This is a genomic window from Sphingobacterium siyangense, from assembly GCF_023277505.1.
Taxonomy (GTDB): domain Bacteria; phylum Bacteroidota; class Bacteroidia; order Sphingobacteriales; family Sphingobacteriaceae; genus Sphingobacterium; species Sphingobacterium siyangense.
In genome coordinates this window covers 3,746,788-3,761,658 of the sequence record NZ_CP080574.1, presented here as the reverse complement: position 1 = coordinate 3,761,658, position 14,871 = coordinate 3,746,788, and the positions used below count along the sequence as shown (strand labels likewise).

Here is a 14,871-nt window from a genome sequence, read left to right as displayed (position 1 = left end):
ATGAAAAACATACTGATAGTAATATTCGTTGCCTTAGCCGGAATGAAAGGGTTGATCGCTCAAACTACGCTGCTGGGGAAAGTTTTTGATACAGATACGCATAGGCCATTATCCCATTGTACTATAAAAGTTGGTGGAGAAGCAAATGTCCTTGTCACTGATGAGGGTGGACTATTCAGTTTAAAAACCGATAAACCAACAGTGGTTTTGACGATTACTTATACGGGATATAAAAAGAAGGAAATACAGGTGGATCTTTCCCAAAAGGAAATGCTCTTAATTCCTATGGGTAAAGAGATAATGGCGCTGGAAGAAGTCAGTGTCATCAACACGGGGTATCAGAATATTCCAAAAGAAAGGGCTACGGGCTCATTTGAACATATCGATAGTGCTTTGTTTAACCGAAGGGTAGGGCCCGATGTGCTTTCGAGGCTGGAGGGAGTGACGGGAAGTTTACTAGTCGACAAAAGAAATGCCGACCAGGTGAAACTTCAAATAAGGGGAGTCAGTACGCTTTATGCTTCCGATGATCCGCTGATTATATTAGATAATTTCCCGTATGAGGGGGATATCAACAATATCAATCCTAATGATATAGCGTCGGTATCAGTTTTGAAGGATGCAGCAGCGGCATCCATTTGGGGTGCTAGGGCAGGAAATGGGGTTATTGTGCTCACCTCGAAAAAAGGCAGGTACAATCAGTCTGTTCATTTGGATCTGAATACAAACCTCACGATTGCACAAAAGCCTAATCTTTTTAACATTCCAATAATGTCCACCCCGGATTATATTGAAGCGCAAAAGTTTTTGTTCAAAAATGGCTTTTATGATAATGAACTGAATGACTTAGATTATCACCCTCCAGTGGGACAGCTGATTGAACTGCTGGAAAAGCAGAAAAATACTCCGGAAAGTGACTTGGTGGGCATATCTGCTATTGATCAGCAGATTAAAGCATTGGGAAAGATTGATATTCGTAACGATTTTGAAAAATACCTCTACAGGTCAGCTATTAACCAACAGTATGCGCTGAACCTAAATGGCGGAAATGAAAAAATAAAGTATGTGTTGAGTGCCGGCTATGATAAGACGGCCAGCGAGTTAAAAGGCAACAGCAGTGAGAGGTTCACATTTCGTTTTAATCAAAGTCTGAAACCTATTAAAAATCTTGAAATTAGCACGAATATATTATTTACTCAAAATTCAACCCAATCCAACAGCCCTGGTGGTTATTTTGGAGCCTATTCGATCGGAAATAGACAGCTTTACCCGTATACAAGATTTGCTGATGAAGCGGGTAATCCCTTGCCTATTGAACGGAATCTGCGCCAATCTTATATCGATAGCCTGCAAACGACGGGTTTTTTGGACTGGTCTTATAGGCCGTTAGAAGAATTGGAATTAGCCGACAATAGAAATAGGGGTAAAGACCTGCGGATCGGAGCGAATGGTACATATAGTTTTTCATCCGCCTTAAAACTGGATGTCCGTTATCAATATGGTACGTATGATGTAAATGGTAGGAATTACCATAGTTCGAAAACCTATTTCGCACGTGACCTGATCAATAGATTTACAGATATATCGTCCGGTAAAATGATCCGAAATATTCCTTACGGAGGTATCCTTGATGAAAATGTGAGTCAGTTGACCGAAAACTCAATCCGTTCTCAACTGAATTTCAACAAGAGCTGGAAAAATGATCACCAAGTTGTCGCAATTGCTGGGGTTGAAGCGAGGGAGATCAAAACTCAAAGTAAAACAACGCGAACTTATGGCTACGATGATAATCTGCTCACTTTTGTTCCCGTAGATTATGTGACGGAATTTCCGAGTTACAATAATTTATTTGGGTCGAATAGGATAGATGGGAATCAGAATTTTGGTTCCTTGTTGAACCGTTTTATTTCGTTGTATAGTAATGTTTCATATACCTATAAAAAGCGATATACGGTAACAGGAAGTGCACGGAAAGATGCTTCAAATTTATTTGGAGTAGAAACAAATAGAAAAGGAGTGCCACTATGGTCTGCAGGAGTCTTGTGGAATATTGCAGATGAACCTTTTTACAAGATTGATGGATTGTCAAATCTAAAACTAAGACTTACTTATGGTTTTAGTGGTAATCTGCCAGCGAACCAATCTGCCCTGGTAATTATGAACTATCAGCCCGCTACTGCAAGTCAGGTAAAACTTCCTTATGCAACCATTACCAATCCGCCCAATCCAAATTTGAGATGGGAAAAAGTTGGTATGTTCAATATGGGGCTTGATTTTGGGTTAAAGGGTAACAGGCTTTCTGGAACTATCGAATATTTCAATAAAAATGTAAGGGATATGCTGGGAAATAAGACGATGGACGCTTCTACAGGATTTAGCAGTATGGTGACCAATAGTGCCAATATGGAAGGACGAGGGTTGGATATAAACCTAAGCTCTGTGAATACAACTGGTGCCGTAAAATGGAGCTCCAATGTATTGTTCAGCTACGTAAAGAATAAACTTACGCGTTTCCTGACAAAACCGTCAGTATATGCAAATAGTTATGTCAACAGTGGCGATTTAATTTCAATTGAAGGAAAAATGCCCTATATGGTGGTGAGTTATAAATGGGCAGGCTTGGATGGCAATAATGGTAATCCCCAGGGCTTTTATAACGGCGAGCTTAGTCAAGACTACTATAATCTCGTCTATAGTTCACTATTATCGGATGCGGTATTTCATGGCTCGCCCTTACCTTTATATTTCGGGGCAATACGCAATGATATATCCTGGAAAAATCTATCATTTTCGCTCAACATCAGCTACAATTTTGATTATTATTTCAGGCGCAACTCCATTGACTATTCTTTATTGGCAAGTTATGGGAAGGGGCATAGCGATTTTGCGCAGCGCTGGCAAAAGCCAGGCGATGAAAAATTGACAAATGTACCTTCGTTTACCTATCCATTAGATAATGACCGTGACAACTTTTATGCACTTTCAGAAGCTACGGTTGAACGGGGCGATCATATCCGGCTAAATGATATACAGATAAATTATAGCATCAACAAAAGTGGTCTATTTAAACAGATCCAGATTTATGCTTATCTGAACAACCTAAACATCATCTTATGGAAAGCCAATAAGAAAGGAGTTGACCCCAATTTTGTCGGTGGTTTAAAAGCACCTTTAAGCATTGCTTTTGGACTGAAGACAAGTCTCTAAATTAAAAGATTAAATTATGAAAACTAGATTCTATTTCATCGTTATAGTATGTAGCATGTTTTTGGGATGCAAGAAATATCTTGATGCAAAACCTGATAAAAAATTAGCTATACCAGCTACGATAGCAGATTTGTGGGCATTGTTGGATAACTATACAAAGATGAATATGTCTTCTCCAAGAGCAGGAGAAGAATATGCCGACACGTATTATTTAACCGCTACGGGTTTCAAAGCGATTTCCAACATAAATACCCGCAATAATTATATTTGGAATGACAAAGGCGAGCTTTTTAGCGATTGGGTAAATGCTTACAGTGCGATTTTTTATGCCAATGTTGTATTGGATGAAATTGATGCAGTAGCTAAGAACGAGCCTGATGATATGAACCAATTTGATGCAGTTCGGGGATCTGCGTTGTTTTTTAGGACGTTTATGTTTTATGAATTGGCACAGATATTTGCACCGCAATATGCGGAAAATACTTTATCGGCCCCCTGCATTCCACTGCGTCTGAATCCTGATCCTGCTATACCTTCGGTGAGGGCGACCGTTAGCGAATGCTATTCCCAAATGATTAACGACCTGCGTACTGCTGCTCGGCTCCTGCCTGAGAATTCAGAAACGAAAAACAGACCAAGCAAAGCTGCTGCTTTCGGACTGCTCGGCCGCATATATTTAAATATGGGGGATTATAAAAATGCCGCGTTGTATGCCGATTCCTGCCTGCGAATTTATAGTAAGCTGATGGACTATAATGCATTAAGTCCAACGGCAGCAGTACCCATCCCAAAATTTAATGAGGAAGTGATCTTTGCAAGCCGTTCTTTTAGTGAATCGTCGTTGCTGTACACATCAAGGTGCAGAATAGATACTGTCTTGTATAGGAGTTATGCGGAAAACGATCTCCGTAAAGACATCTTTTTTAAAGCTAACACGGACGGTTCTTTTACAGTAAAAGCGAGCTATGACGGGAGTTATGGAGGTGCTTATTTTAATGGTCTTGCTACGGATGAACAATACCTGATTTTGGCCGAATGTTATGCAAGATTGAACAATATACCGGCTGCAGTGCAATATCTGAATCTTATGCTTGAAAAACGATTTTTGAAAGGCAAATATCAGGCAATACAGGCTAGTACTTCCCAACAGGCATTGGATATTGTTTTGTCGGAAAGAAGAAAGGAGCTGGTTTTTAGAGGTGTACGTTGGTCGGATATAAGGAGACTGAATAAAGAAGATCGGTACCGTATCTATCCGGTCAGAAAACTGGATAACGAACTGTTTGAATTAAAACAGGATGATAATCGGTATATCAGCTTGATTCCGTTAAAAATAATTGAAATTACCGGACTTCCACAAAATGAGCGTTAAAAGAGAACTGGAGGCCCATATATCGGCCTCCAGTTCCTTTATTTACAACTAATCTCAATTTACAACTAATCTCTTAATTTAACATTAGTCGTTTCCACACCGCTGGCTTGCGCATTATTGATTTCGTTTTTAAATGCAGTTGAAAACGAAGCAGGGTGCATTCCACTACCTTCCGGCGCATTAATTACACAGATCTCACCTACATTCGGACATAAATTTGCCGCTTCGGTTTCATTTGCAGGCTGTGTGCTTAACAGGGTATAGTTGCTTTCGGCAGTTCTTGACCCACTACCATTGTATTGATACCACTTAGTAGCAAATACTTTATTGGCATTGTGGTTTGAACTGTCTTTAACATCTGGCTTAAAAGCAAATGTTAGGGTCGCAATTCCGACCATAGTGGCTAGCGCAGACGCACTGAACCATCTTTTATTATTTTTAATGATTTTTTTTGAAATCATGGTTGTGGTCTTTTTTATACGGTCAAAAAAAGGTTGCCTCAAAAAACTTTGATTAATTTTTATGTTGTTGGGTGTCTTTTAGCAGACCTCGCTGGCCGGCTTTGCATCCCGATACGCAGCCTGCCTGTTCCCAGATGCCCCCTAAGGGCCATCCGGGATTTCCGTGAACAGTGCCCCTTTACGGTTGTGCGACCTTCGCTGAACAACTCTCTTCTGGGCGAAGGCTATCTGATGCGGCAAAGTGTCCAGCTGAAGCTTGTCTTTGACCAGTCTGCAGACCAATGCCTTGGGCATAGACAGCAGATGCACCTGCGTCCTCAGGGACGAGTATAGCTTTCCGATCCAGCGGAAAAGGGCTGTCATCCTGTTCAATATATGGTGCTTTCTGTTCATACAACTTTGTTTTACCTGATCCATTTTTCTATTGGCAGCGGCGCCTCCTTATCATGGCCTGCCCACTTGACTTTTATTATTTCTTCGTTTTATCCGGTTAACGTTTTCGTCGTTAACTTATACCAAAGTTCGGCCTTAAAGGAGCACTGGGCTTGGCCGAATCTGGAGTCGTGTATGTACAGGTTTGGAATAATGAAAGCGTATAGCAATAAAAAATCCCCTCGGGGGGGAATGCTACGGTTAAATTTTCAAAGGTATTGTGGTGGCTTCTTGGATAATCTCGTCAATGAATGCCAGATATTCGTTTTCGCTTTTAAAATTTGGTGTAATTTTCCGATCTACTCGATAAAGAATATGATCGCGTATAAAGGCTTCTTCAAAAACAGAACAGATAATTACATATTTATGTGTCAGGTCAACCTTCGAAAGAAGATGATTTACTTCAAGATAATCACCACCGCTGCTCAAGATCAGTATCTCGGCTTTCGCTGCAGACAGTTCCAGCGTTTCCTCACGAATTTCTATTAAACGAGGGTGTTTGGTGAGGGTTGTCACGATATCCACTTTTGATAGATTGATCATCTGCCAGGCCACATAGCTATAGCTCTTTTTAATGGGTAATGGCTGCCGTGGTGCCGCTACCTTTCTCGCATGGGACAAAAGATAATAAAGCATAGCCTTTGGAGAATAAATGTTGCCAGCAGCATTTGCTTTCCTGAGTACCTCTTCATCAAGCTGATAATTTTCAGGGAAATATGAGGCGGCCATCTCGATACAAATACGTAACGGGCCATATTTCCAGGCTCTATATTTTCCACAGACTTTTCTCGCAATTAGCGTGCTTTTGTCAGCTGGCTCAGCTACAAAAAATTGTCCGATCACGCTGAAAAATTTTACGCTTTTTTGAATGATTTCTTTCATGTTTTTAGGTCACTAGGTTAATTTAACAATAAATTTTATAAATAGTCTTGGTTATACCGCTTAAAAAACTCCGTAGCCGTCATGCCCGTTTTCTTTTTAAAAAAGCGTGCAAAACTGCTCGGTGAGGCATAGCCCAGTTCATAGGCGATTGCATCGGTAGGCATACCGTCTACAATATATTTCTTGGCGAGATCCAGCATAAATTCTACCTTCAGCTCTTGAGGACTCTGTCCGTAATAAAGTTGGATAAGCTGATGCAGATAGTCCATACTGATCCCGAGCTGCCAGGCAATGTCGTCCAGTTTAAAATCCTGGCCAAGCTCGGCTACTGCCTGCTTAATGGCAGCATGGGCTTCTTTGGATTTGATTTGGGATTCCGAAATCTTGTCATATTCTTCAAAGATCTTTTCCTTCGATAGCTGGATCAGTTTCTTGATACCCCAGAGGATATTGACCTCACTGTCGAGGTCGCCTTTCTTGATTTTTGACGCAATGGTTTTTAGCAATGAAATGGTCCTGGTGCCGGCACGGAAATCGATGCTGCACCACGAATTCGGATCGTGTTTTCGATAGGCATGGATTAAGGGGTGAAGAAACTGGAAGGGACGCTCATTGCCATCGCGGAAAATGCTGCCGCGGAAATAAAAGTTAACAAGGGTATAACTTCCGGAAGGAACATGGATTTCATAATCACTTCTGGTTAAGTAGAAGTAGCGGCCACGATTGCAAGAGATGCTGTAACTGATCCGCTTCTGGACATCCCTGATCTGAATAGCACGATCTTCTGTGAAGAGATAAAAGATATGCAGGTCTGAACGTGTGACTTGTATAGGAATGACAATATCGGCAGGTAGATGCAGATCCAATATATTGATGTAGCCGAGCATGCCATCAAATTGCTGCAGGCAGGCTTGCCCATGTTGGTTTTCGTAATGTTGATAGTCCGCATTGGACATGCTTATTCTTGGCTTGAGCATATCAGTTCTCGGACTGATCGGCTGGTCAAATACCTTTGCGATATCGATCTGTAGTGCTGTTTTCATAATGGTGTATAGGTCAATAAAATCCCCCCGATCAGGATTTCGGTATGATCGGGGGAAATGGTTTTTGGATAACGTTGGGCTTAATTAGGCCTGCGGATACCGATAGTGTATCCGAAAGAAGAGTGGACTCCAGGCTTGTTCGGGCTCTGGCTCCTCCCATAGCTCAAGCCCTAGGGTCGACAGTTCTTTGTAATCCGGATCTTCTTTTTCCTTTTCGTCCTTCTGAAACTGCACGGCAAATCCGCGCATCAGGTAATTGGAAATGGACTTGCCGAGCTGTTCCCGGACATCAATCGGCATACGATCGAGCTGTTGCGATTGATGCTCCAGTAAATTAAAATTTTGCTCCATCCAACCGGCAAAATTCACTGCCATAAGCTGCAGCTCAATGGTGCGCTCAGCTACGGGCAGAGCGAGAAGTGTGGCTACTTTACGTGCCACACCTGCATTGTCTAAATTTTCTTTCATGCAATTGAAATTTTAGCAAATATTTACTTTACAGGTTATTAAAGCCAGTATTTGGAAATAACCTACCACATTTAGTAGGTTAATCTTCTTTGAGTACTTTCAATATTTCTTAAAACTTTAAATTTTTAGTATTTTGGATGTTCAGACATTAAACTTAAATATTTACGCTTGACGGAACATGAGAAAGAAATTCTTGAAGCTATGCTTGGGCAGCGTATGCTTTTCCATGCTATTTAATTTGATCAGTAATAACGGAATTAAATTCGAACGTTTTGGAACCGGTACATACTGGGTATTTACAGTACCTTTTGCTGTGGCAATTATTATTGCCACGATATTGGCCCGCTTCTCCTTAAAAATATCCTGGATAAAATGGCAAAAAAAATATCCTGAATTGGAATTGTTCAAGGAGGGACGTGTGCACATCAGGGAGCTACCCAATTGGGAGAAAGTATTGGCTATCCTGTTGACGGCAGTCGTACTGCAGCTTGCCTATCTCTGTATTGTCTATTGCATTGCTTATGTGCGCCGCGATTATGATCCGGATGTTTTATTTAAGAGCTATCTTAAGCATTATATGCCCTTTATCGCGATATGCTGCATGTGTTATATCGGTTATGTTTTTAAACAGGGCGAGCTCTGGTGGTTTACGCCTCAAAATGCGATTGTTGTGTTCAAGCGGCAGCTGCCCGAAAAAATAATCACCTTGGAAAAGGTCGTAGAAAAAGAAATTCCTATAGTGAACCCCAGTGTATTAGATGAAAAGATCCCTGTGGGGTCGCTGTATGACATCCTTTATAACCACGCCAAATTTGAACATGACTTTACAAAAAAGACGTCCATTCGCATGTTTGATGTACCGTTTTACTTTTCGACGAAAGGGGAGAAAGAAGTTATTTTGATGGACGGTACGAGACGTAGAGCGGAGCACTTTATGCAGGAACTGGAAGTAATTGGATTGGATAAATGGTATTTCCGCATCAGCAGCACCTGCCGCGTCAATATGATGCTCATTCGTTATCCGGTACTTCCAAACGCAACGCAGCTCGAATTCCGTAAGGAAGTATTTGCTAACCTGCGTGATAAAATGACCGAACTGGAGATTCAAAATCTCTTGGCTGTATCGCAATGGATACGAAAGAGTAAAAGGCTTACAAAATTTTTGGATAACGTCAATAACCTGGAGCATAAGGGATGGGATCACCTTATGCCGCTCTATTAAAAAATCCCATTTTATAAACTTAGATAGACCGAGCGCAGTAGACAACAGGTCTGCTGCTGAGCTGGATTTCGGCGGTTAGTCGAGCTAACCTTAACCGTTTATGTTTTTTGTAAAAGGATCTCCTGATCAACAGGAGATCACCCCCCGTTTTGTGTCCAATGCGACAGCTATTCACCTTAAAATCCACTATTCTTTTCAATTAAAATCAGGCATCGGATATACGCCCTTAGCGGCCAAGCTGGACCGTATCCTCGACCTGCTGCAGGAACAGCAGTATACCGAGCTCCACAAGCTGACAGGCACGATGACCATCCACGAAGTCGCCTATTTTTTGAGCAAAAGTGTGCGTACCATCGAGCGCCGTATCGCCAAAGGCCTGCTCAAAGCCACCTATAAAGAGGGTAATGCGGATCTCTTTCTCAAAAAAGATGTGGTGCAGCTGTATGTGACCGAATATAAAAAATGGCCGCGGCAAATTGTCCATTCCTGAAAAAGGTTTACAAAAACCGAATATTAAAATCTTAAATTTAATATTATGAAAAAGCGTATGACAAAACGTAAATCAGGGGGACAGCAAGTTTACAGTGATAGCTTCAAGATCCTCGTTTCCAGAGAATACCTTGCGGGCAAGCTGAGTTATTCGCAACTTGCCCAGAAGTACAATCTTCCGGGGGAAGCCACTCCGCGGTATTTTATGAAATGGTACCAGCAGTGGGAAAACAATCTGGAGCTGGAAGTTTCCCAGACTGTTGAGCCAGAAGACACTGGGGTGAAAAATGAGCAGGATCTCAGGGATGAACTCTTCCAGGCGAACCTCAAAATTACTGCCCTGGAGATGTTGATCAAAAAAGCGGAGGAGCTCCATGGGGCTGATTTTGTAAAAAAGTCTGGGGCCAAATCGTCCAAGAAATGAAGTCGTGTTACCAGAATGTTTCGGTCTCCAGACTTTGTGGACTATTTGGCAGAACAAGGCAATCCTACTATAAATATATGGGCAGAGAACAGGAATACTCCGTTCGCAGCGGGCTTGTGCTGGCGCGGGTACGTGAAATTCGGAAGGACTCCCATCGCATGGGTACCCTTAAACTCCGCAGCATATTGGTCAAAGAAATGGGTAGTGCGATGGTTGGACTGGGAAGGGACGCTTTCTTCAGACTGTTGCGCGAAAATGACCTTTTGGTCAAATGCAAACGCAGGTATGCCATCACCACCCAGTCCGACCACCGTTTCAAAAAGTGGCCCGACCTTGTGCAGCGCAGGCAGGCCCTGCGTCCCGAGCAGATATGGGTAAGTGACATCACCTACATCCGCATCCGGGACAAATGGATCTACCTGTGCCTGGTCACAGATGCCTATTCCCGAAAGATCGTGGGCTACAAACTTACGCACAGGCCAACAGCACAGGCCTGTATATCAGCGCTCAGGATGGCAATATCACATAGAATGTATCCACAGAGCGATCTGACCCACCACTCCGATCGCGGCATCCAGTATTGCAGTACAAATTATGTCACTATATTGCAGGAAAATAGGATTACAATAAGCATGACACAATCCGGAAGCCCGTACGACAATGCCGTGGCAGAAAGGCTAAATGGCATCCTAAAAAGCGAATATCGCATGGCTGAGACCTTTCCAGACTACAAAACGGCACTTGCACAGCTGGTCAAGGCAGTCAATATATACAATCATTTTAGGCCACATATGTCCTGCAATATGATGTCTCCCCAGCAGGCACATCAGCAATTGCAGAACCAAAAAGTTCCCAAAATGTTTCAAAGACGTAACGCTGAGTCAAAAAAGTTCCGCAGCAAAACTAGGGAAACTGTGGTTAGGGAAAGGACAACCGATAACAGTCAGAAAACGGACAATGACAACCAAATCCAGTAGAAAAAATAGGATGTAAAATCTATATAGTAATCTGTTCGGTAAATGTAAACCTATTTCAGTATAAGACAAATGCCTTAAATCCCTACACTATTCGTACCTGCTTCGTATTGTCTTCGGCGCTGCATGTAAAGGCAGCCACTGTTAATCCGTTGCTGAACAGTATTTCCCTGTTCGGAGACTGGTGAAGGTCTGGTCAGTATCTGTACAAGATCTATTGCTGATCCGAAGCAGGTACGGAGAAGGTCCGAAGCAAAGGCCCAAGACTGCTGCTCAAACCCGTAGTTTTTGAAGTGCCAGACGACTGTGTGGATGGAATATGTCCGATTGCCTCCGACAGCCCGCCGACAAAAATCGGGGTACCGCCGACGAGTCTCCGCCAAGCTGATTAGTGCTATTGACAAGGGGCTATGTGATGTGGTATGTTTGTCGAAGTAAAGCAATACATACCGGTATAAATGAAAGCTTTATGGGGTTTAACTTTTTAAATAAAATAACAACATGGCAACAATCAACAATGGTGTAATCGGAAGAGCAAGTGGTAAAGTGGGCGCTGTGATAGCTTCGTCCTGGAAATCCATCAACTACCTCAAAGGCCTACCCAAAAAGCGGACGAAAGGGATGTCCGAAGAACAGCTGATCCAACAGGACCGTTTCCTGAAAATCTCCAAATTTCTGATGCCGATCACGCCGATCCTGCAGGTGGGGTTTGGGCTTTCCAAAACCGAAAAGATGACGCCCACAAACGTGGCACTGCAGCTCAATATCGCACAGGCGGTAAGCGGTACTTATCCAAACTTTAGCTTGGATTACAGCAAGATCGAAATCAGTACGGGCTCTTACCTCAACGGCGGCGGCATGGAGGCTGCTGTGGATAATGGAATTCTTTCTATCTACTGGGATACCATCCTCAACAGCCTGTACAAGACCAAGGCCGATGATCAGGTCATTATCTTGGTCTATTCACCCGAAAAGGATGAATTTATGACAGCACCTACACCGCCTACCCGTGCTGCCGGTACGATAGACATCCAGATTCCGGCCCACCTGCTCGGTGGCAAGGGGCATGTCTGGATCTTCTTTACCGACCGCAAGGCCGAAAAGGTATCCAAAAGTACGTATTTGGGCGAATTTGACCTGGCTTAGCCGCTAAAGGATTAATTGAACGGGAGGAGCATGTGGCTCCTCCTGATTTTTGAACACAAAATGATAAGACATGCTGGTGATTTCTGAGTTTAAAAAGCAGGTTACAGATCCGACACGTAGGGAGGCTGCGCAAGAGCGCTTTCGGCTGGCACGCCGATTTTTAAATCCGCTGTACCCGCTCATCCGCAAAGGTTTTGCCCATAGCAAGTGCACGGTGCAGGCGGCTTTTGGCCGTGCCATGTCACATACGCTGACGAACGTGATACAGGGGGAATATCCGGATTTTAAGGTGGTGCCCGCCCTGGCAAAAATTAGCAATGGCATGCTGTCTCCGCTCGCAGTGAACACCTGTGTACGTACGACCAATACGATTCAGCTGAGCTGGGATGTAACCGAATCCAACATTAAAGATTATAACCAATGGGATGACCAGGTCATACTCTGTGCTTATGATATTATTGGCGAGCAGGCAGCCATCAATGAACAACAGGTGCTGCGCAAGGATCTCCAAATGACGATCGAGCTGCCATCCATTCTGCATGATCGACCGGTGCACCTGTACCTTTTCCTACATGATCGTGATGAAAACCTGTATTCCAGAAGTCAGTACCTCGGTCTTTTCTAATGAATAGCTAGCGTATGAAATCAACGATAAAAGTTCTCCGCACAAAACAGGGCAAGCATAGCACGCTGTCCGAGATCTACCTGAACAATCAATTTGTCTGCTACGGGCTGGAGAATATTCCGCGCACCGTGAAAATAAGGGGCGAAACCGCCATACCAGCCGGGCATTACCCGCTGGGTTTTAACAGCGAGGGGGCAATGAATGGCCGTTACTACGACGCTTACCCAAAAATGCATCGCGGGATGTTAGAGATGCTTGATATTCCGAATTTTAGCTATGTCTACTTCCACAAAGGAAACAGCTACAAAGAGACTGCGGGCTGCATCCTGGTAGGCACGCAATATGTACTGGAGGATGGTGATTATCGTCTGTTAGCCTCGGGTGTCGCCTACAAAAAGTTCTATCCGCTGGTGGTCGAACTGCTGCTCCAGGGACTGGTCGAAGTACAGGTCGAGTGAGTAGCGGTTCCTGCTAAATAATTGATCATCCTTAAAAAAGTAAACATGAAACCATCATGATTTATTCAATCATATTGGAGAATGAATAAATCTGATAGCTTCATCTCAATTGAAAAACAAATTTATACAGATGAAAAAGATCTTCAATAAAATAGGACAGGTGCTGCAACTGCTGTTGGTGGCACCTGTAAAGCTGCCGGGTAAGGTGGGAAATGTATTAAAATACCTGGCTTTGGGGCTTGGTATCGTGGAAACAATATTGGACGAGGCTAAATCACATTCCGAGATAGACGATGCCAAGGAGCCGCAGGAAGGGAAATACAATCCGGACGATGGCGAAAGGAATCAGTCGGCAATGGATGATACGATGTCGGCAGCTGAATCGCCTACCGATAAGGATCCTTCGGCGGGCGGCCCGAAGAATAGGTCCGTTAAAGATGGAACTGAAGAAACCGTAGAAAGGAGCGCGATGGATGAAAGTGAATGATATCCGCATTTCGGCCATCGGCGGTACCGTCTGTTCCATTTGGGCCAGTATCTCGCTAGGGGATGTTTTGCAGACCGCCTTGACGGCTGCTTTGGGTACGCTGGTCAGTTTCGCCACAAGTAGGTTGCTGGCCAAATTGGGTAAACGGAAAAGATGAGTTGAACAAAAAGGCGCACGGGATTGTGCGCCTTTTTGTAAAGCAACATCTTTATGTGTAAGGCAACATCTTCAATTTTTATCTTTTTTTTATTTCCGAAAACAGCCGATCGACATCTTCCTTAGCGAACAGCCCGGTTCCCTGCGCCATCGTCGTCGCCGAGCCGCAGGCGATTCCCATCTGAAGGACATGCTCCATATCTCCCTGTTGGGCTAAGACAGAAACCATTCCGGCAACCATACTATCACCAGCGCCCACCGTACTGCGTACCTTGACCAGTGGGGAAGGCAGCTGGATTCTCTCTGTTTCGGAATATAATATAGCGCCCTGCGCACCTAGCGAGACCACGATTAGCGTAGCCTTTCCCTGCGAAATGAACTGCTGGGCCGCTATATCCAGATCGGAATGCCCCAATTCCTCTTTTCCCACAAGAGCAGCGAGCTCTCCGGCATTTGGTTTGATTAAATAGACACCTTCATCCAGTGCAAGGCGAAGTGCATCGCCAGAGGTATCAATAATTATTTTACTGCCCTTCGTTTTGTACGTATTGATCAGCGATCGTGTAAACTCGGGCGGCATACCAGCGGGCATACTACCGCTGATAACGACAAAATCCGGAACATAGGTGATTTCCTCAATCGAAGTCCTGATCCCCTCCAGTTCGTTGGACTCAAACTGTTCGCCTGGAAACCCGAACCGATATTGCTGATTCGTTGCGCTGTCAACCACAATAAAGTTTTCGCGGGTCTCGCCGTTCACCCGAATAGGATCTATAGCAATATCTTCCAGCTCCAATAAGCTTTCGAGTAAACTGCCTGTCTTTCCCCCGGATGTAAAATGGGCTGTTGACTCCAAACCAAGTCTTTTCAAGGCCCGAGATACGTTAATTCCGCCGCCACCAGGTTCATATACAGGTTTTTCACAGCGCAATTTCTTTTCAGGAACGATATGTGGTACACGGGTACTCTTGTCTACGGATGGGTTCAGGGTGATTGTTAAAATAGATTTTGCCATTTGTTTATGT

At 43.6% G+C, this 14,871-nt stretch carries 17 protein-coding genes; 10 read left to right on the top strand and 7 right to left on the bottom strand.

The features are described from left to right. Positions 1-3,207 carry a SusC/RagA family TonB-linked outer membrane protein gene (locus K2F45_RS15650; RefSeq protein ID WP_248931813.1) on the top strand — a complete coding sequence of 1,069 codons (3,207 nt, stop codon included), beginning with the start codon at positions 1-3 and terminating at the stop codon, positions 3,205-3,207. Between the two features lie 16 nt (positions 3,208-3,223). Continuing rightward, positions 3,224-4,579 carry a RagB/SusD family nutrient uptake outer membrane protein gene (locus K2F45_RS15645; protein WP_248931812.1) on the top strand — a complete coding sequence of 452 codons (1,356 nt, stop codon included), beginning with the start codon at positions 3,224-3,226 and terminating at the stop codon, positions 4,577-4,579. Positions 4,580-4,644: 65 nt separating this feature from the next. Here the strand turns inward: K2F45_RS15645 and K2F45_RS15640 are convergent, their stop codons facing one another. From K2F45_RS15640 to K2F45_RS15620, 5 genes are all read right to left on the bottom strand, one after another. Further along, complete coding sequence (locus tag K2F45_RS15640; protein WP_112376318.1) at positions 4,645-5,040, bottom strand: hypothetical protein; 396 nt, start codon at positions 5,038-5,040, stop codon at positions 4,645-4,647. 178 nt (positions 5,041-5,218) lie between these two features. Beyond that, on the bottom strand, positions 5,219-5,437 hold the full coding sequence (locus K2F45_RS15635; RefSeq protein WP_248931811.1) for a hypothetical protein: 219 nt from the start codon (positions 5,435-5,437) through the stop codon (positions 5,219-5,221). Between the two features lie 236 nt (positions 5,438-5,673). Continuing rightward, positions 5,674-6,354, bottom strand: a complete 681-nt coding sequence (locus tag K2F45_RS15630) for a hypothetical protein (RefSeq protein ID WP_248931810.1) — start codon at positions 6,352-6,354, stop codon at positions 5,674-5,676. A gap of 35 nt (positions 6,355-6,389) precedes the next feature. After that, complete coding sequence (locus K2F45_RS15625) at positions 6,390-7,397, bottom strand: helix-turn-helix domain-containing protein (protein ID WP_248931809.1); 1,008 nt, start codon at positions 7,395-7,397, stop codon at positions 6,390-6,392. 84 nt (positions 7,398-7,481) lie between these two features. Beyond that, a complete protein-coding gene (locus K2F45_RS15620; RefSeq protein ID WP_248931808.1) occupies positions 7,482-7,865 on the bottom strand; it encodes a hypothetical protein in 384 nt (127 codons plus the stop codon). 178 nt (positions 7,866-8,043) lie between these two features. Here K2F45_RS15620 and K2F45_RS15615 point away from each other — a divergent pair, with 178 nt between their 5' ends. From K2F45_RS15615 to K2F45_RS15600, 4 genes are all read left to right on the top strand, one after another. Continuing rightward, on the top strand, positions 8,044-9,087 hold the full coding sequence (locus K2F45_RS15615; RefSeq protein ID WP_248931807.1) for a hypothetical protein: 1,044 nt from the start codon (positions 8,044-8,046) through the stop codon (positions 9,085-9,087). Between the two features lie 100 nt (positions 9,088-9,187). Next, positions 9,188-9,577: a hypothetical protein gene (locus K2F45_RS15610; protein WP_248931806.1), complete on the top strand. Its 390-nt coding sequence runs from the start codon at positions 9,188-9,190 to the stop codon at positions 9,575-9,577. A gap of 45 nt (positions 9,578-9,622) precedes the next feature. After that, positions 9,623-10,000, top strand: a complete 378-nt coding sequence (locus K2F45_RS15605; RefSeq protein WP_075993755.1) for a hypothetical protein — start codon at positions 9,623-9,625, stop codon at positions 9,998-10,000. Continuing rightward, positions 9,997-10,977 carry an IS3 family transposase gene (locus tag K2F45_RS15600; RefSeq protein WP_157698357.1) on the top strand — a complete coding sequence of 327 codons (981 nt, stop codon included), beginning with the start codon at positions 9,997-9,999 and terminating at the stop codon, positions 10,975-10,977. Before K2F45_RS15605 ends, K2F45_RS15600 begins: the two co-directional genes overlap by 4 nt. A gap of 74 nt (positions 10,978-11,051) precedes the next feature. Here the strand turns inward: K2F45_RS15600 and K2F45_RS15595 are convergent, their stop codons facing one another. Continuing rightward, entirely contained in the window at positions 11,052-11,378 is a 327-nt protein-coding gene (locus K2F45_RS15595; protein ID WP_248931805.1) for a hypothetical protein, read from the bottom strand. Positions 11,379-11,475: 97 nt separating this feature from the next. Here K2F45_RS15595 and K2F45_RS15590 point away from each other — a divergent pair, with 97 nt between their 5' ends. From K2F45_RS15590 to K2F45_RS15575, 4 genes are all read left to right on the top strand, one after another. Next, the gene (locus K2F45_RS15590; protein ID WP_070561184.1) at positions 11,476-12,120 is read left to right on the top strand and encodes a DUF6266 family protein; all 645 of its coding nucleotides are present in this window, start codon (positions 11,476-11,478) and stop codon (positions 12,118-12,120) included. 70 nt (positions 12,121-12,190) lie between these two features. Continuing rightward, a complete protein-coding gene (locus K2F45_RS15585; protein ID WP_248931804.1) occupies positions 12,191-12,745 on the top strand; it encodes a DUF6266 family protein in 555 nt (184 codons plus the stop codon). A gap of 14 nt (positions 12,746-12,759) precedes the next feature. Next, positions 12,760-13,203: a DUF5675 family protein gene (locus K2F45_RS15580; RefSeq protein WP_248931803.1), complete on the top strand. Its 444-nt coding sequence runs from the start codon at positions 12,760-12,762 to the stop codon at positions 13,201-13,203. 130 nt (positions 13,204-13,333) lie between these two features. After that, complete coding sequence (locus K2F45_RS15575; protein WP_248931802.1) at positions 13,334-13,690, top strand: hypothetical protein; 357 nt, start codon at positions 13,334-13,336, stop codon at positions 13,688-13,690. Between the two features lie 235 nt (positions 13,691-13,925). Here K2F45_RS15575 and K2F45_RS15570 read toward each other — a convergent pair whose 3' ends face one another. Further along, positions 13,926-14,861, bottom strand: a complete 936-nt coding sequence (locus K2F45_RS15570) for a 1-phosphofructokinase family hexose kinase (RefSeq protein ID WP_248931801.1) — start codon at positions 14,859-14,861, stop codon at positions 13,926-13,928. Between the last annotated feature and the right edge of the window lie 10 nt (positions 14,862-14,871).